Annotated in this window: 13 protein-coding genes; 10 read left to right on the top strand and 3 right to left on the bottom strand. The window is 61.3% G+C overall.

What is annotated here, in order from left to right; genetic code table 11:
* The first annotated feature begins 16 nt into the window (after positions 1-16).
* Genes NKI49_RS01335 through NKI49_RS01315 form a run of 5 tightly spaced genes read left to right on the top strand, consistent with a single transcriptional unit; the run spans position 17 to position 4,578 of the window.
* Positions 17-1,075, top strand: coding sequence for a DUF2169 family type VI secretion system accessory protein (locus tag NKI49_RS01335; protein WP_352598119.1), 1,059 nt, complete (start codon positions 17-19; stop codon positions 1,073-1,075).
* Positions 1,072-2,127 (top strand): beta-ketoacyl synthase N-terminal-like domain-containing protein, encoded by a 1,056-nt coding sequence (locus NKI49_RS01330; protein ID WP_352598120.1) that lies wholly within the window; start codon positions 1,072-1,074, stop codon positions 2,125-2,127. The genes NKI49_RS01335 and NKI49_RS01330 overlap by 4 nt, the downstream gene beginning before the upstream one ends.
* Positions 2,127-3,062: a DUF4150 domain-containing protein gene (locus NKI49_RS01325; RefSeq protein WP_352598121.1), complete on the top strand. Its 936-nt coding sequence runs from the start codon at positions 2,127-2,129 to the stop codon at positions 3,060-3,062. The genes NKI49_RS01330 and NKI49_RS01325 overlap by 1 nt, the downstream gene beginning before the upstream one ends.
* Positions 3,056-3,589, top strand: a complete 534-nt coding sequence (locus NKI49_RS01320; protein WP_352598122.1) for an SMI1/KNR4 family protein — start codon at positions 3,056-3,058, stop codon at positions 3,587-3,589. Before NKI49_RS01325 ends, NKI49_RS01320 begins: the two co-directional genes overlap by 7 nt.
* 2 nt (positions 3,590-3,591) lie before the next feature.
* On the top strand, positions 3,592-4,578 hold the full coding sequence (locus tag NKI49_RS01315) for a type VI immunity family protein (RefSeq protein WP_352598123.1): 987 nt from the start codon (positions 3,592-3,594) through the stop codon (positions 4,576-4,578).
* Here the strand turns inward: NKI49_RS01315 and NKI49_RS01310 are convergent.
* Genes NKI49_RS01310 through NKI49_RS01300 form a run of 3 tightly spaced genes read right to left on the bottom strand, consistent with a single transcriptional unit; the run spans position 4,565 to position 8,398 of the window.
* Positions 4,565-5,632: a HEAT repeat domain-containing protein gene (locus tag NKI49_RS01310; protein WP_352598124.1), complete on the bottom strand. Its 1,068-nt coding sequence runs from the start codon at positions 5,630-5,632 to the stop codon at positions 4,565-4,567. The genes NKI49_RS01315 and NKI49_RS01310 overlap by 14 nt on opposite strands.
* Positions 5,632-6,060, bottom strand: a complete 429-nt coding sequence (locus NKI49_RS01305; RefSeq protein ID WP_352598125.1) for a DUF6484 domain-containing protein — start codon at positions 6,058-6,060, stop codon at positions 5,632-5,634. Before NKI49_RS01305 ends, NKI49_RS01310 begins: the two co-directional genes overlap by 1 nt.
* A 10-nt stretch (positions 6,061-6,070) precedes the next feature.
* Positions 6,071-8,398 carry a type VI secretion system Vgr family protein gene (locus tag NKI49_RS01300; RefSeq protein ID WP_352598126.1) on the bottom strand — a complete coding sequence of 776 codons (2,328 nt, stop codon included), beginning with the start codon at positions 8,396-8,398 and terminating at the stop codon, positions 6,071-6,073.
* Between the two features lie 250 nt (positions 8,399-8,648).
* Between NKI49_RS01300 and tagH the strand changes: the two genes are divergently transcribed.
* From tagH to NKI49_RS01275, 5 genes are all read left to right on the top strand, one after another.
* Positions 8,649-9,704, top strand: a complete 1,056-nt coding sequence (gene tagH, locus NKI49_RS01295; protein ID WP_352598127.1) for a type VI secretion system-associated FHA domain protein TagH — start codon at positions 8,649-8,651, stop codon at positions 9,702-9,704.
* Positions 9,705-10,005: 301 nt separating this feature from the next.
* Positions 10,006-11,505, top strand: a complete 1,500-nt coding sequence (gene tssL / locus NKI49_RS01290; RefSeq protein WP_352598128.1) for a type VI secretion system protein TssL, long form — start codon at positions 10,006-10,008, stop codon at positions 11,503-11,505.
* A 22-nt stretch (positions 11,506-11,527) separates the two neighbouring features.
* The gene (tssM, locus tag NKI49_RS01285; protein ID WP_352598129.1) at positions 11,528-15,082 is read left to right on the top strand and encodes a type VI secretion system membrane subunit TssM; all 3,555 of its coding nucleotides are present in this window, start codon (positions 11,528-11,530) and stop codon (positions 15,080-15,082) included.
* Between the two features lie 160 nt (positions 15,083-15,242).
* Entirely contained in the window at positions 15,243-16,016 is a 774-nt protein-coding gene (locus tag NKI49_RS01280; protein WP_352598130.1) for a PP2C family protein-serine/threonine phosphatase, read from the top strand.
* 5 nt (positions 16,017-16,021) lie between these two features.
* Positions 16,022-18,520 (top strand): serine/threonine-protein kinase, encoded by a 2,499-nt coding sequence (locus NKI49_RS01275; protein WP_352598131.1) that lies wholly within the window; start codon positions 16,022-16,024, stop codon positions 18,518-18,520.
* Positions 18,521-18,606 lie beyond the last annotated feature (86 nt).

Here is an 18,606-nt window from a genome sequence, read left to right as displayed (position 1 = left end):
GGATGCGTGGTTTCAAATGTGGATACTGTCCAACGAGACGCCATTTGCCGCCCAGGAAAGCTGGACGCGTGACGAGCGCGGACATGAGGTCTGGCTGATCGCAATCAAGGCGTCGTTCGAGATCGATCCCGACGGCAAACAGCGGCTGTTGAAGGAGCAGACGCCGGTCAACCTGGCGCCCCTCTATGGCGCGGATCCGAATGAGCTTCTCGACGACACGGACCTCAATCTGGAGAAGAAGTACGCCGACATCCTGATCGAAGGGCACGTCCATGCGCCCGGTGGGCGCCCCAGCATCGAGAGTGCCGCACGCATAAAAATCGGTGACATCGACAAGACGGTGAAAGTAATCGGCGATCGAGTTTTCATGCCGGGCCCGATTTCGGTGCGGATGAGCAGCCCTGAACCTTTCACGAAAATCCCGATCAGCTGGCGGCGAACTTATGGCGGGACGGACATGGAGGCATCGAAGCCGGATTGGGATCAGCGTAATCCGGTCGGCGCCGGCTTTGCTGTCGATCCACAGCGGCTGATCAGCAAGACCGGGCCCAACTTTGAGTATCCAGATGCTCCCTATCGCGACCACAGAAGCGGCAAACCGGCAGGTTTTGGGCCAGTGGCACGACACTGGCAGCCGCGTATGAAGTATGCCGGTACTTATGGTGATGACTGGGAGAAAACGCGCGATCCGCTTTTGCCCCGCGATTTCAGCCGCATGTATTACCAATGTGCGCCAGAGGACCAACAAACCAAGACGCCGCTCATCGGCTATGAGGATGTGCGGCTAGGTAACTTCACCGAGAATGGTTTTTGGCAGTTCCTTCTGCCACGGATCACCTTCGAAATCACAACGCAGTTCTACAATCGTCCGGATCGCGAAAACGGTGAAGCCACTATCCATACGCTGCGCATCAAACCTGACCTCAGGCAGTTCTCGATCACGTGGATGTCGACCCTGGCAGTGCCTTACGACGAGGAGCGCCTGAAGATGACTACCCTCAGGGTGCGTGAGCGTACCGGCATTTCGCCAACAATCGCGGCGACCGGGATCTGGCTAGCGGACGAAGACGAATGATGGTCAAGGGAGACACGATTGTCGTCGTGGGCGTGGGGGCGCGTACACCACTGGGTTTCGACGCGACCTCAAGTGCTGCGGCAGTCCGCGCCGGAATTTCCGCCATTCAGGACCATCCCTATATGATCGACCGGTTCGGCGAGCGGATGAAGGTAACTCGCGATACTGGCGTCGACGTCGATCTGCGCGGACCTGACCGGGCTGTTGAGATTGCAGTATCGCCGGCCATTCAAGCGCTAGGGCCGCTTCTGGGATCGGGCCGTGCCGAGGTTACGCTCATCCTGTCGACAGGTGAGTCCCGGCCTGGTCAGCCGGATGGTTTCGCCGCGCAAGTCGATACGCGGCTCCGTAAGCGGTTGGCGCAGCATGTCGCTCTAACAGGTGGGGGCTCGACCGCGGGCGGCCATGCCGGAGGCTTGCTCGCGATCTATCACGCTTGCAACTCGTTGCGCGAAGGCAGGGCTAAATTCTGCCTCGCTGGTGGAGTCGATACATATCTCGAACCCGAAACATTGGAGTGGCTTGACGAAAACGAGCAGCTTCATTCGGAGGGCAATATCTATGGCTTCTGTCCAGGCGAGGCGGCGGGGTTTACCCTGCTGACGACGCTGGCCACGGCGCGTGCCTCTGGGCTTCACCCGCTGCTCGAAATCGTCGGCTCCTCGATTGCGAGTGAGGAAAACAGGATCAAGACCGAGACGGTGGTATTGGGCGAAGGCCTTGGTGCGGCCTTCCGCTTTCTGTTCCAAGATGGGCCGATCGATCCAGTCGATCGCATCATCTGCGACATGAACGGTGAACGCTATCGCGGCAACGAGTATGGTTTCGCGGTTATCCGCGACCCCGGGCACTTCAAGGATGCAGCGGATTTCGAGACGCCAGCCGACTGTTGGGGCGATGTCGGCGCTGCGTCCGGTCCGCTGTTCGTGAGCTTGATAGCCGAGGCCGAAGCGCGCAACTACCAGAATGGGCCGCTGTCGCTGATCTGGGCTAGTTCCGAAAAAGGCTCCCGCGCCGCCGTGCTGCTGGGCGGACCAAGGAGAGCCGCCTGATGCCCAGTCATATCGTCGTCAACAGCCTCGGCCTGACCTACAAGGGTACAATCGGCATTTCGATCGCGACGATTCCCGATGTCTGTAAGACGCCGACCCCCGGTGGCCCGGTGCCGTTACCTTACCCCAACTTCGCGAACCAGGGAACGCTGAAGGATGGAACGACGACCGTCCTTGCCAAGGGCGGCAAGATGATCGCCATCAAGGGCTCGCAATACGGAATGAGCACCGGCGACGAACCGGGCACGGTTGGTGGCGTGAAGTCCAACGTGTTCAAGAAGGCGACGGATTGGATCACCTATTCCTTCGACGTGAAGATGGATGGCAAGAACGCCTGCCGCCACACTGATAAGAAGTTTCATAACGACAAGAACACGGTCGATCTGGGCGGCAATCTGGACCCATCGACCTGGACTGACGACGACGGCAATTTATGCCTCGATTGCGCGAACGCAAGCTATGATGGCGAAGAACTCAGCAAGTGCCAGAAGGAAGAAATCTGCGGAAAGATCGCGAACTACGACGACGCAGTGAAAGGCAAGGGCAGCAGGACAGTCAAAAAGGCTGGAAGAGCATATAAGGCCAACCGCACAGCGGGTAACAATGCGTGCAAATCGATCAACCGCTACGCACGAGACGATCGGGGCGCCGGCGGCGTGGGGAAGCCGGAAGACATGGGTTTCCATCCCATGTCGAAGAAGTGTGCCGAGGAGACGCTTGCAGACGCGAAGGCAAACGACTTCAAGGGCTACAGCCCGGATCACATGATCGAGATCCAGCATAACGGGCTTCCGACCAGCACTAGCAATTTGGTTTGGATGTCGCAGGGAGCCAACGAATGGTCGGGTACCTGCATGAGGCAGTTAAAAACCAGCGGACCGAACAAGCACACTGGGGTCAAGGGAACCTGCTGTAAAGGAGATCAGAAATGCTGACGCTGCCCGAACTCATTGAACAGTTCCAACAACGAAGCAAGGAATACGATCTTCTGGCCCTCGACGAGGACCTGAGCGACCCGCCCAATCCGCCGGCTACGGAGCAGGACATTCGGCGTTTCGAGAAGGAGATCGGCTATGTCCTGCCCGAGGACTATCGCGCCTTCCTGCTTCTGCACGATGGGTGGCCCGGGTTTGAGGGCGATGCGCCACTGCTCGGCATAGGCAATCGCAATAATCCGGAGACGGTCAAGATACTGCGCGGACGTTCGGGCCTTTTCGATCAGTTCAGTGACGAGAATCCGATCAAGTCCGGCGCGCTGCCGATCCTGATCGCGCCGGGCGTCGACGACATGCTGTTCTATTTCCCGAAGGGGCCCGACGCCGGAAAGTTCGTGTCGTACGACAACGTCGATCGGGAAGACGTGTTCGACACATTCGCGGATTTCCTGCGTGATCGCATAGACACGCTCGACTACCTGATCCGGCAGGAAAAGGAGGGGGTCGATCCGGGCGAGGAAGATTAGCGATGTCGGAGACCCTGCTCGACCTTCAGCGCAAGATTGCGGACAATCTAGTCAGGATCGCGTTCGAGGTGACGGTGTATCCGTGGCGTGTGACCGTCCCGAACTTCGAGCGGATCGTCAGGATATTTCTCGCCTTCTGTCCGCCGGAACAGCTCAAGTTCTTCAGGATCTCGGAGCTTCCTGTCTGGTCTCGGCTTTCTGAGCCGGCCCTTACCCGTTCCGGACATGAGGCGCAGGTGGACGGCACGCCGATGCCATTCTTCGAGCCGGTGCGAAAGCGGATCCGGGAAGACCGTGCCTTTGTCGCCCGGTTGTGGGACGGCCGTGAGATCGACGACCCACTTGGATCGTGGAGTCTGACAATCGTCCGTGAGAAGTATGCCGGCGAAGGCCTTTTTTCCTATGCTCGGGTCTTGGTGCCACTGGAATCCGACCCCAACGTGCTCGTCGCCCTGGCGAGGCAGTTCGCCGAAGACATCGAATTGCTGAGCGGCCACGGCGGGCCGGTCTTTGGTTTCAATCCGGTGTTGCCCTATGCCGCCTTTACCAAGATTTATACCCACTCGCGCAGATATCTGGGCATCGACATCGATATGCTGGACATGTGTCCGAGGCACATGAAGCATCGGCTGAAGTCGCCGTGCTGGATAAATCTCATCGGTCACGAGTTGACCTCAACCAACGATCTGCCTTTGTCTCGTGGCGCCAGTTTCCAGGAATCCGGGATTCGTTCGAACCGGCAACGATTCGCGGACGTTCATGTGATCGGCAACAGGCCCGTGCCGCTTGATGTCAATAGGCAGGCGGAGGGCGCTTCCGGCTATCGCGCCTATGGGGAGGCCATTTCAGACTTCGTGCTGTCAGAGGCCGATACGGGTCCGCTCGATGGCGAGGGGTTTTTCAACAACCCGGGCACAACGGACGACTGGCTGCATCGCTTTGGCAGGGCTTCGGCCTGGGTGCCGGACGGCATATTCAAGACAGGATAGAACCCCACCCCTTCACCTTCTCCGCCACTGGCACCTTCACGCCAAAATCCCCAAAGTGCTCCTCGAAGGCCGGGCCAAGCTCAGCCGGGTCGAGCGTGAACAGCCCGTCCACACTGCGCGCTTCCGGGAAGGTTTCCAGGAGCGCACCACCCGCCGCCACGGCAAGTGCAGGCGTGCGCATTTGATGCATCAGCCAGTGCAGGATCGTGCGGTCGCCCAGCATGCCCGCTCCGCGCACGGCGAGCGGCGCGGTCTCGGGTGATTTGAGCAAGCCGCCCATGAAGGCGCGTACCTCCGCTTCGGGCCCGGCCTTGACCAGTGCTCTGAGTGCCGCAAGCGCATCTGGTCCATTCGCCAGCACCTGTCTCTTCAGTTCCGGTTGCGCCAGATCGCCCGAGCCAAGCTCGTTGAGCGACCAGGCGCTCCATATCCGCACCCGTTCATGGTCCGCCTCAAGTGCTTCGGACATCTCTTGCACGAGGTCTGCCCGCCTCAATGTTCCGACAAGGCGCAGGCTTGTGGCGCGCACGCGGACGTCGGGATCGCGAACAAGGCGGCCGAGCATCTGCTTTGGATCGACTCGATGTTCCAGGCAGGCGGACACGCCGAGAAATCGCTTGAAGGCATCCGGGGAGCCGATCCAATCGCGCACCAGCGGGGCGATCGTCGTTGCCTTGTGCCATGCCAGCGCGCCGATCAGGCCGTAGGCGTCGTCTTCGGATGTGCGGGCCATCTCTACCGCCTCGGCAATTTGGGAGCTGTCACCCTGCTCGATCGCCATCCATCCATAGAGGAACAATTCGCCCTTTTCTGGGAAGTCCTCATACGCCGCCACTACAAACGGCCAAGCGGCCGGTCCAGCGATACGCAGACCATCCAGGTTGGCTTCCAAGCGCCGGTCGATACCGGCGACCACATGAAGATCCGGCGGATCATCCTCCATCAGCGTGTCGCGCTGCGCCCAGAAGAACGCGGCCTGCTCGGCGTGCTGTCTGACGACATCCGGCACTATTTGCCGCTGCTCCGGTGCCCCTTCTGGTTTCTGCGCCAACATCAGTTGAGATCGATCGATCCGCCACGGATACGATTGGCGGCGCTCGCCTGGCTGGTGACATAAGTGCCACGAATGGTGATGCGGCCGTCTTTTTCCATCAGGATCGTCGCCTTGCCGCAGCGTAGTTCGATGCGCTCTTCCCCGATGATGCGAACGCGCTCGCCGTCTCTCACGACTTGCGGCGCAGCGGTCTTCCGTGCCGGTTCGACGACGCGGCCGACGATCAGCGGCTTGGCGGGGTCACCCTCGTGAAAGAGCAAAGCCACCTCGGAGCCGATCATATCGGACGTCAGGGCAGTCAGGCTGCGCGCGGGCAAGGCTGTCTCTTCCGGATTGCCCGGGAATACCACCAGCGGCGACGCGGCATCGTCGAAACCGAGAAAGATGCCGATCATCACGCCATCAATGCGTTTGCGAACGTCACTCATCGCTGCCCCCTTAATTCTCCGCAATCTTCGAGCCCTTCATCGTGATGTCGCTCGACGCCTTGATGCTGATCTTGCCCGACCCCTTGACCGATATGTCCTTGCCCTCGATCGCGATCGTGCCGTCTTTCTTCATCATAATCTTTGCCGATCCAGTCTGGATCAGAATCTCGTCCCCTGCGTCTATCACCAGCTTCTTGCCGATTTTGATCGTGCCATTGCCGGTGACCGAAATGGCACTGTCTTTGCCGATGGAAAGCGAATGCGCGCCGGCCACGGATGTCGAATCGTCCTTGCCCACCGAAGCCGTGCGCGCGCCGCCGACCGTCGAGCCTTGATCCTTCGCGATGCTCTCGGTGTGGCCGCCGCCTATGGACACGCTCTGATCGGAAGCAATCGTCCAGCTGTCGCTGGCTCCTATGGTGTGCTCCTGCCCCGCCCCAACCGTGACCGACCGCGACGCGCCGATCGTGTTCGTCTGCACTGCCCCGACGCTGCGTGTCTCCGACGCTCCGACCGAATCGACCCGGGCCGCGCCGACGCTTACAGTCTGCACGATCCCCACCGTCTGCGAATGGTTGGCGTCGATGTTCTCCGTCGAGTTCGACACGACGTGGATGGTCTCGTTGGCGTTGACCGTCAGCGACCGGTTGGCGCCCACCGTCTCGGTATCGTTCGAGCCGATGTTCGTGGTCTGGTCGACGCCGACCTTGACGGTCTTGTTGTTGCCGACGTCCTCGTCGAGGTTGTGGCCGACGGAATGCTTGGCGTCGTGATCGATGCGGTCGGACTGGTCGTGCTGCACCAGCTTGGTGCGGTCATGCTTGATCAGAAGGTGGTGGTCCTTCTGCGCCTGGAAATTGACCAGTTCGGAGCCGGCCTTGTCCTCGAACATCAGCTCGTTGTAGCCGCCGCCGCCGAGCGAGGAGTTCGACTTCCAGCCGGATTGCGTGGCATTCGCTGGTAGCCCGTAGGGCGGCATCTGCGAGGCGTTGTAGACCCGGCCGGTGATGATCGGCAGGTCCGGGTCGCCTTCGATGAAGTCGACGATAACTTCCTGGCCGATGCGCGGTATCTGGATGAAGCCCCAGCCGCTGCCGGCCCAGGTCTGCGAGACCCGCACGAAACAGGAGCTGTTCTCGTCCTTCTTGCCCAGGCGGTCCCAATGGAATTGCACCTTCACCCGTGCGTATTTGTCGGTGAATATTTCCTGGCCCGACGGACCGACCACCGTTGCCGTCTGCGGCCCGCGCATGATCGGCCGTGGCGTGATCCGCGGCGGACGATAGGGCAAGCCGGTCGGCGCCACGCCGAGGATCACCTTGAAGTTCTCGCTGTCGACATCCGCGTGGCTTCTGTATCCCGGGTCGAACAGCCTGTATTCGGCGCTGACCACCAGATATTCCTGGTTCTGGTCTTCGCGCGGAAAGCCATCCAGATTGAAGGTGCAGCCTGAAAACAGGCCGCGTACGGTCCCGACCGCCGCAATGCGCTGGTGCACGGCCTGGATTTCCTCGCGGCGGATCGCAGCCAGGCTGTCGCCCCGGCCGACTTCGAGATGCGCGCCGGGCTGGCGATAATTCTCGCCGGCAGCCAGTTTGTGACCGAACGGCTGGGCCGACTTGGCCATCAGGTCGGCGCCCGGCTTCTTGAAGTCGTAGTCGGTGTGAGCATAGGCGCCCGGGCGCACCGAACTGCCCGGTATCCATTCGGTGATGTATTCGACATCGCGCCGGGAGCCCTGCCCCTCAAAGTGATAAGGCACTTTCTCGTAGCCCGGCGCCGGCTTCAGCTTGCTCATCGCATCGGCCAGGACAAGCGTGTGTTTGCCCTCGTCATGCTCGAAGAAATACAGGATGCCTTCGTGCTCGAGCAGCCGCTGTACGAAATCCAGATCGGTCTCGTCATACTGCACGCAGTATTCGCGTGGAGGATAGGATCCCTGCAGGCGCAGATCGAATTCCGCCGTGCTGTATTTCTTGAAAACGTCCTTGACGATGTCGACGACGCTCTTGTTCTGGAAAATACGGCAATCGGTGGTGTTGCCGAGAAACCAGAGCCACGGCCTGACCACCGCCTCGTAGTAAGCCAGCCGGTCCTCTATGCGGGTCAAGCGAAACTCGGACACGAGACCGCTGAACCACCGCTTCGGGTCGGATTCACCTTCGACCGAGACCGGCCCACCCAGCATCTTCAACGGATCGATATCGTGATCCGTGCTGACGAACCCGACCGTATAGGCCAAGCAGCGGCTGATCTCATCGCGCCCGACAAGATGCGTGAAGGTCAACAGATCGCCGCCAACCGGTGTCTGCACAACCGTGGCACGTTCGTTCGGCATGGGTCGTGCCCCTCCTGGACGCGGCCGTCAGCGCGGTGGATTTGAAGTGCCTGCCATCTGCCCAGGAACTTTTTCAACCCGCCGCACCAAGCTATGTTGAGCCTAACACATGTTGTCCTGCTGACCAAAGAGGACGCACCATGACTGAACTCGCCCTGTCAATGCATCGGCTCGAAACGCTGCTGTCCTGTTGTACCCGCAAACTGCTAGAATGGTAGGGTATCGATCAGCGTTCGACGGGCGATCCTGGATGTACATCAGTCTGCAAATCAACAATATCGACCCCTTGCCCGCTGATGTCCCGACCGGCTACGCGGCACGGGATCGCAGCTTCGAAATCGGACGCGATGCTTGTGACTGGACCTTGCCGGACCCCGACAAGTTCATCTCGGGCCGGCACTGCGAGGTTCGATACGAGGCAGGCGCGTTCTGGCTGCACGATGTCTCGCGCAACGGAACCTACATCAACGGATCGAGCCAACGCATGACCGGCCCGCATCGGCTGGGGCATGGCGACCGGGTGCTGATCGGCCGTTATGTCATCTTCGTATCGATCGACGACGAGCGGCCCGCGACCGGTCATCCTCAAATCCGCCACGAATCGACACAACGAGAAGTACCGGCCGCGACAGGCCGGCCGCTCGAATTCGCCGCCGAGCCGTTCTTCACTCCGGCGGAGCAGCGGCCCGGGCAGCGGATTCCAGCGTTCTCGTCGCAACCCGCGCCTTTTCCCTCGACAGGAGACGAGGTGCTGCGGGAAATTGCGATCGGGGCCGGCATCTCGCCGGAATTGCTTCAATCGCGCGACCCACACGAAGTTGCCGCCGAAATCGGCACGGTCCTGCGGACGGTGGTAGAGGAACTAACCTTGCTGCTGAAAGCCCGCGCGGCCGCGAAAATGCTGGCCAAGAGCACACAGCGAACAATGATCAGCGCTGCCGACAACAATCCCCTGAAATTCGTCCCGGGAACCGACGACATCCTCGAAATCATGTTCGCACGGCGCAGGGCCGGCTACCTTGATGCCAGGCACAGTATCGAAGATGCTTTCCGCGATCTCAAGACGCACGAATTCGCCACCTATGCCGCCATGCAAGCCGCGCTGTCGCGATTGCTTGACGACCTGTCCCCCGAAGCGATCGGCAAAAAGCTTCCCCCGACGTCGTTCTCTTCGAAAAAGAGCCAAGCCTGGGATGCTTTCGTTGCGACGTGGCGAACCATGGAGGAAGCCCATGAGAACGGCATGCTGGACATATTCCTGGCCTATTTCAGCGAAGCCTATGCCAAGGCCGACAAGCCAAAATAGACCGTTTCAAGGGAGCCTGTGGAACTGTGGCCGGCCAAGAAAATCTCTTCGGCGCTCGGCATAGGTTCCAATCGACGGGTTCTGAGACTACGATCACATACGACAATTCGCTAAGCGGGTAAGGCTGATCGACCTGGGGGTCTGCGGCAATGTCATCTTTCGGCGGGACAGTATCTTGTAGCCGACCTCCCTGCGGACACTGCCACGGTCGGCAGGGGCAGCATTTCCTTCACCTGACCAGAAACCATTTTGCGCCTGTCTCGCCCAGTCGCGGGCTCGCCGCCTGCACGGACGATCGGCGATGAGTTCGAAGGACGATCCCTTCGGCCCGGCGGGCAAGACCGTCATTCGCGCTGCTCCGCGGCGTGAGCGAAAACCGGCGCCGGTCCCTCAGGAGCCTGCCGCGGATGGCGGGCAACCCGCGCAAATCAAGGAATCGACAGTGTTCGATCCCGGCGTCGGCCGGCATACACCGCCGGGCTGGACGTCCGGGACCGTGATTTATCCTTCCGTTGCAGCAGCAGGCGCTTCCGCAGCGGCGTCGACTTCAGCTCTGCGGCAGGAGACCCTGCTCAATGTCACGGATAGTGTCAGATATTCCGCGGCAAACCCGATCCTAGCAGCCGCCGCACCGTTGCTGATGCTGTTCGGCCAGCTCAGGCTCATTCCCGTCGAGAGACAAGCGGAGCCGTTGGCGGAACATGTCGCCGAAACGATAGACAAGTTCGACGCGACACTGCAGAAATCAGGTGTTGGCGAAGAGGATGCGCGGATTGCGAAATTTGCCCTCTGCGAAACCGCGGACGATCTTATCGGCAACCTGCCTTGGCCACAAAAAGGCGCTTGGGCCCAGTACAGCATGCTGTCGCAGTTCTTTCATGTCGAGCCCAGCGGCACAGGCTTTTTCGAAGCGCTGAACAAGATACTGGCCAGCCCGGAGGCGCACTACGACCTCCTCGAACTGATGCATGCCTGCCTGTCGCTGGGGTTCGAGGGCCAGTACCGGGGCGTGAGGCGCGAAGACAACAATCTCGAGCGCGTCCGACGCGACGTCTACGAGACGCTTCGCTACTTCAGGGCGCGCGCCGGCGAAGATGTCTCGCCGCACTGGCAGGGCTCGGCGGCGACCATGGCGCAGTCGTCGGCTCGCCTGCCGCTCTGGGTTGCAGCGGCAGCAGCGTCGGCGCTGCTGACTGCCGCATTCTTTGCGCTGCGGGTCTCTATCACCAATGAAGGCGACGCCGCCGCTGGCGAATTGCTGGCACTCAACCCGTCGACACCGATCGCCATCGAACGGGCCAGCGTGGCCCCGTTGGCGGAGCCCGTGAAAGTCATCCCACCCGCCGCCACAACCACGCAGATCGATCGCATCCGCTCGGCACTGGCCAAGGAAGTCGAAGGCGGCGGACTGACCATCGGCACGAAGGGCGACTTCATCGTGGTCGAAATAAACAATCTCCTGCTGTTCCAGTCCGGCAGGGCCGAGGCGAAGCCAGAGTTCCAGCCCATTGCCGCTGACATCGCCGCTGCCCTGGAACCCGAGCCCGGACCAATCAAGATCGTCGGCCATACGGACAATGTGAAGCCGCGAAAATCGAGCCCGTTCAAGTCCAATTTCGATCTTTCCGTCGCCAGGGCAAAGGCTGTCGAAACGATAATGGCACCGAAGTTCAGCGATCCTTCGCGACTGACGGTCGACGGCAAGGGCGAGGACGAGCCAATCGCCGACAATGCCACGCCGGAAGGCCGCGCCAGGAACCGTCGTGTCGATGTGATGATCGCCAAAGAGGAAACATTGTGAGCACGGCCAGGTGGAAGCGGCCATGACGCGTTGGCTGCTGCGGATATTCAGCATGATCGCGCTGGCCGGCTTCGCGGCGGCGGTGTGGTTTGCCGGACCCTTGATCCGCTTCGCCGATACCCGCCCTCTCGGACCTGCCTGGCTGCGCGCGACTATCATTGGTGTGATCGTGGCAGCGCTCGCGCTTTTCTACGGCCTGCGTTTCTGGCAGGCGAGAAAGGCGCAAAAAGAACTCGAAACTGTGGTCGCACGCAATGACGGCCGCGATGACGACTCGCGGGTGCTCGAAGCCCGCATGAACGAGGCGATCGCCGCGCTCAAACGGTCGAGCGGCAAGCGCAACTTCCTCTACGAGATCCCTTGGTACATCGTCATCGGCCCGCCCGGCGCGGGCAAGACTACGGCACTGGTCAATTCGGGCCTGAATTTTCCGCTGGCCGGTTCGGGTGACGCCCAACCAGTGGCCGGGGTTGGCGGCACTCGCGCCTGCGACTGGTGGTTCACCGACAAGGCCGTGCTGATCGACACCGCTGGACGCTACACAACGCAGGACTCCAATGCTCAAAGCGACAAGACGAGTTGGCTCGCCTTCTTGTCTCTGCTCAAGAGATACCGCACACGGCAACCGATAAACGGCGTCATCCTGGCCATCAGCCTTGCCGATCTCATCAGCTCAGACGATCAGCAACTTGACGCTCACGTCGTTGAGATACGCAGTCGCCTGCGGGAAATCCACGAGACGCTGAAAATCCAGTTTCCCGTTTATCTGCTTTTCACCAAGGCTGATCTCGTTTCCGGGTTCATGGATTACTTTGGCGGTTTCGACGAGCCCCGCCGGCGCAAGGTCTGGGGCGCGACGTTCCAGACCACGGATCGCAACAAGAACATGGCCGGCGAGGCTCCGGCCGAATTCGATGCATTGGCAAGACGCCTCGTAGAGGAGATGCCCGACCGCCTTCAGGAGGAAGCTGACCCGGTCGCGCGCATATCCGTCTTTGGCTTTCCGGCACAATTTGGTGCGCTGAAAGGCCGAATTTCGAATTTTATCGCCAGCCTGTTCGATCCGGCCCGCAGCCAGGTGAATGTCAGCCTGCGTGGACTCTATTTTTCATCAGGCACGCAAGAGGGAACGCCAATCGATCAGGTGTTGGGCGCGATCGGCCGCAGCTTCGGCGGCAATGCCCGCGCCCATCTTTCCGGAACCGGCAAAAGCTTCTTTTTGCATGATCTGTTGACGAACGTCATCTTTGCCGAATCCGGATGGGTCTCGTACGACAAATCGGCTGAAAGACGTGCGGCGATCGCCAGATTTGGGGTGCTTTGCGCCATCGCGTTGATCGCTGCGGCGGCCCTCGGCACCCTGGCCCTGAGCTTCACAGCCAACAGGTCGCTGATCGCCTCCAACACACAGGCCATGAGCCAGTATCGCGCGACGGCGGACGCGCTGCTCAAAAGTACCGAGGTGACCGATGTCGACCTCGAAAACGTCATTGGGCCGCTCGACCAGTTGCGCAATCTGCCGACTGGATTCGAGACCAGTGATGTGCCGACACCCATCGAGGAGACGTTCGGTCTCAGCCAACGGGAGAGACTTCTTTCGGCATCCAAGACGGCCTACCGGCAAGCGCTGGAACGAATGTTGCGATCGCGCCTGCTGATCCAGGCCGAGCGGACTATCCAGGCTGAGATGGCTGATCCCGCCGCTCTCTACGAGCCGTTGAAAATCTATCTGATGCTTGGCGGCAAGGCGCCGAAGGTCGACGACGCGTTGATCATTTCCTGGATGAAGCAGGATTGGGAGCAGAACCGGTATCCAGGTGAAAACAACCGCGAAGGACGCGAGCAACTCGAAAAGCACCTGCGCGCCATGCTTGCGTTGGACGATGCCTATGATCCGGTTTTCGAACTCAACCAGCCGCTCGTCGAGGCCGCCCAACGGTCGCTCGGGCGGATGAGCCTCGCCGACCGTGCCTCCGCATTGATCAAATCCGCAATATACGCGGCAGCGCTGCTTGATTTTTCTCTTTCCGAGAAAGGCGGCCCCGAAGCACAACTGGTGTTCGAGCGTCTCGATGGCGGCGATTTGTCAGGCCTTCGTGTTCCCGGCCTCTATACCTATGCCGGCTTCAACAGCTTCTATCTCGGGCAACTCTCCCGCATCGCCCAGACGCTCGTCGACGACCAGTGGATCCTCGGCGGCGGCGGTGAGCAAGGCGGCATCGATCAGGAATTGCCCAGGCTTGGCCCCGAACTTCTCGATCGCTATGGCAAGGAATTCGCAATGGCGTGGAACGGCGTTCTCGACGGGTTGAAGTTCAAAGCGATGCTGAAGGACAAGCCGCACTTCATCGCGCTTTCCGCAGTCGCCTCGCCAAACTCGCCGATCGAACAACTGTTCACGGCGATCGCCGGCGAAACAGCTCTGACGCGGGACATCACCTCCGGCAAAGACTCAGGCGCGGCCAGCACGGTTCAAGGCCAGCCACAGGACGCCGCAAGCATGGCCAAGGGTCTGGCTCGCATCGGCATTCAAATCGCCACCGGAAAATCCCAGAGCCGTGCCGGCACAGGATCCGCAAGCGCGCAAAACCAGAACCCCGGGGCCGACATAGAAGCGCAGTTCAGATCGTTCCAGGCCCTGGTGGGCGGTCCTGCCGGGCACCGCCCGATCGATGCCTTGACCCAGAATTTCCGCGATATCCACCAGAGTCTGCAACTAGCGGCCGACGTTCCCTCCCAGACTGAACGCGCCAACGCAAATCTGCAGCTCCAGATAGCCACCCTTCGCGCCAATGTCTCGCGACTGCCCAAGCAACTCGGCCGGATGGTCAATGCGACGGCGGACGAGTTTGAAGGCAATGTCGCCGAGACCTCGGTGGCGAACTTGAACCAGCTGCTCGACCAGACGGTCACTCAGCCTTGCGAGGCGGCAGTCAACGGCCGTTATCCTTTCGCCGGCAATGGTCTCGACGACATCGCGATGGCGGATTTCGCGAAATTGTTCGCCCCGGGCGGGCTGATGGACCGGTTCTTCGCACAGAATCTCGCATCGCTGATAGACATGACCGGTCAGGACTGGAGCTGGAAACAAGATGCGCGCTTCGGGCGCGACCTGTCGAAGTCGACGTTGAAGGACTTCCAGCTGGCGGCCGAAATCCGCAGCGGCTTTTTTCCCCAGGGCGGTTCGGTGCCCTCGGTGAGCGTGAGCTTCACGCCGTTCTCACTGCATGGCGATGCGGATGCGGCGGTGCTCGATGTCGACGGCCAAACCGTCCAGAGCAACCAGGCGGGCAACGCGCCGAGCACCGTGACCTGGCCGAGCGGCACGGCCTCCGGGTCCGCCAGTCTGAGCCTGATCCCGGAGATGCCGGGGCGCGAATCCGCCGTCAAGTTCGAAGGGCCATGGGCGCTGAAGCGGCTGCTGGACAAGGCCACCGTCTCCGGCAACGACAGCAATGTTGAAGCGCGGTTCGTGATCGGCGGGCGCGACGTCACCTATACGATCCAGACTGGTTCCGGGCCCAACCCCTTCTTCCTTCCCGCACTTTCCGGATTCAGCTGTCCGAAGGCGTTTTGAGATGGGCTTCGAGCCTTTGAGTGCGGTGAGACCCTGCATGTGCCTCAGGCGCCCAGACCTTAATTTCGGTACTCTAATGTTCTAGCCTGTGGCAAAGTAGCTCGAGCGGGGCGCCTGGCGGTGCGCCGTAGAGGGCGCTTGAGAAGCGCTTGGTGGCAAATTGAGCGATGTCGCCCTTCCTTTTGACAGTTTCGGCGTGAGCCACAAAGGCTGTGTCCGCGAGCACAATGAGGACAGCTATCTGCTCGAGCCGCGAGCCGGCCTTTGGGTGGTGGCCGACGGGATGGGCGGGCATGAGGCCGGAGAGGTCGCCTCTGCCAGCATTGTCGACCATCTGGCGACGATCGGCATCGCCAGCTCTGCTCCTGATCTGCGGGCGCGCTTCGAGGACAGGCTAAGCCGGGCCAATGCCGAGATCCGCGGCATATCGGAATCTCGCGGCATCACCATCGGCTCCACGGTCGCCGCCCTGTTGGCGATGGACGGACGGTTTGCCTGCCTGTGGGCGGGCGACAGCCGCGTTTACCTGATCCGCAACGCCTCGATCTCGCAGATCTCGAAGGACCACACCGAAGTTCAGGAATTGTTGGACCGAGGCATGATCAGTGCGGCCGAGGCGCTCACCTGGCCACGCCGCAATGTCATCACGCATGCGGTCGGCGTCAGCGACGAATTCGTCATCGATTTCCAGCAAGGCGAACTGATGCCGGGGGATATTTTCGTGTTGAGCACCGATGGGCTGACGGCGCATGTCACCGACGCGGAGATCGAGGCCGCCGTAATATCGGCGACACCTCAAGCGGCATGCGAAAATCTTTTGGAAACGGTGCTGGCGCGGGGCGGAACGGACAACGTCACCATTGTGCTGGTGAAGATCGGACAAGGGCGCAACGGACAATCGCTTCATGCCGATTTGTCCAGAGCGGAGGGCTGAGGCAGATGAGCGCCGACGACAAGACGCGAATATCGCCGCAGGTGGCCAATACCGCCGTCGGCACGCAGCTCAGCGGCATCTATGAACTCGACGAGCGGATCGCCTTCGGCGGCATGGGCGAGGTCTACCGCGGCCACAACATCCAGACCGGAGACCACGTCGCGATCAAGATCGTCCTGCCCGAGTTTGCCCGTGACCAGACGATCCTGTCCTTGTTCCGCAAGGAGGCCTCGATCCTCAACCACCTGTCGCATGATGCGGTCGTGCGATACCACGTCTTCACCATCGATCCCGGGATCGGCCGTCCCTACCTTGCCATGGAATTCGTCGATGGCGAGTCGCTGTTCGACATCATGCGACGTGGCGGGATGCCGACGGAAGAGGTGCGCAAGCTCTGCCATCGCCTCGCATCCGGCCTGAGCGCCGTGCACCAGGCGGGAGCAATCCATCGCGACCTCTCGCCGGACAATATCATCCTGCCAGGGGGCCGGGTGGACCGCGCAAAGATCATCGATTTCGGTATCGCGCGATCGGCGACCGTAGGTGGGGAGACGCTGATCGGCGGAAAGTTCGCCGGAAAGTACAACTATGTTTCACCCGAACAGCTCGGGCTGTACAGCGGCGACGTCAGCGAACAGTCCGACATCTACAGCCTTGGGCTGGTGCTGGTTGCCGCTCTGCGTGGAAAACCGATCGACATGAGCGGATCGCAATTCGAGATCATCGAAAAGCGCCGGGCGGTGCCTGATCTCTCCGACATCGACGACGATTTTCGCGACATCGTTGAAGCCATGCTGCAACCGGATCCGCGAGACCGGCCGGTCAGCATGGCGGACATCGCCAGAATGACGCGTGGCGAAGACGAGGGAACAACGCCGCCGACGTCCATCATACCCCGCAACCGGCCGGCTTTGCCGCCAGCCGAGCAAACCCTTGCTCCTGATCCCAAGGGCCAGCCCCAGCCATCCAATGTCTTGGAACGCAACGCCGCGGGACATGACGCGCCGATGGCCACGGGCCCGGGCGAACAGCGCTTCGTCCCGCATGTCCGGCCCGCGCATTTGTCCGCAGCGCAGCCTTCCCCGGTCGTCGGCCCTCCGCGCGCGGTCACGGCGGATGTGCCCGGAAAGCCCGCGAAGACCCGAATCATAGCCATTGCTGCCTTGGCGACGCTGGCTGTCGCCTCGGGTGCGGGCCTGTATCTGAGCGGCTTTATGACGTCGGCGCCGCCGACTGCCGGCAAGACATCGCTCTCCGCGCCCGAACCATCGAAGCCTGCGCCGGAAACCTTGAAGCCGGCCCCGACGGACGAAGTCGCGAACGCCCCTGAGCCGGCAAAGGAAGTTCCGCCTACGCGGACGAAAACAGAGGCCAGCGCACCGCCGGCTGAAAATCAGCCGGATGCCTCGGCGGCTCAAAAGCCGCAGCCGGCGAAGCCCACCGAAGGCCCCTCGCAGACCGAAGCCCCCCCGAAGCCATCCGCGACGGACGCGCAGCCGCCGCCCGAAAAGCCGGCAATCCAGCCGGGTACGATGGCCAGCGACAGTCAAATCTCGGCTCCGCCGCCTGACGCAACGGCTCCAACCCCATCAGCAGCAGAAAGGGTCCCAGCACCGCCGCCGGCCCAGTCACAAGCTGTGGAGGCCCCAAAGCCTGAACCACGGATCAGCCAATCGGCACCGCCCAAGGTGGCCGTGCCGGCGCCCCAACCCCCGGCGCCCAAACCCCCGGCGCCCAAACCCATTACAAGCCAGACGGATGCCGCGAGCACCGGGAACCAACAGGCGATGTCACCGGCAATCAGACCGCCGGACCAACCTGTCGTCGCCTTGAACGTGCCCAAGCCAGCGATCCCCCCGGTTGTCGACGACAACATCGCGCAACGAGCCTCCTGGGTTCGCGACTTCGGCGGCGGCGACTGTTTCTATGCGACCATGACTTCGACAACCGAGAAGGCCGCCGCGATCGAAGGATTTGGAACGGCGGTCCGGCCATTCGAACGGATGCTGGGCGATTTCCAGGCAAAATTCCATGTCGAGCCGGACATCAGCGTCCGTCTCATTGAGCCGAGCCAATGCGAAGTCACCAATTTTCTGCGCTTTCTGGGACAGTCCGCGGCCGATAAGCCGCAGCTTGTTCTCGACCGGACATCGGTGCCGAACGGAACGCCGATCGGCGGCACGCTGGTGACGCGTGGCGGCCTCATTTCCAGTGTGCTGCTGATCGACCATAAAGGCATGGTGTTCAATCTGGACGACCGCGTCGTCGCACAATCGGACAAGGCTACCTTCAGCATCCCGATTGGTCTCGGCGCCGCGGACAAGGCGGCCGGAAAGGCAGTGCCGCAGATCATAATGGTGATCACGGGCCCTCAGGATATTCAGGCGGCTGCGTTCTCCACGCCCACGCCAGCCTCGGTGCTGCTACCCAAAATTCTCGAGGAAATCGAGACCGACGGATCTCAATTTTCAGCCACTGCCAAGTATTTCCGGCTCGGCGGGTAGCATGGGCGCCCAATGGAACGCTGCTCGTGTTTGCTTCCCTCGTCTGCCGACCTGCCGACAAAGCGGCGTGATCCGCTTCGAGCCCT

This window comes from Mesorhizobium sp. M0587, assembly GCF_040320945.1.
GTDB lineage: Bacteria > Pseudomonadota > Alphaproteobacteria > Rhizobiales > Rhizobiaceae > Mesorhizobium.
The sequence above is the reverse complement of the archived record's forward strand: the minus strand, read 5'-3'. Positions and strand labels throughout refer to the sequence as shown.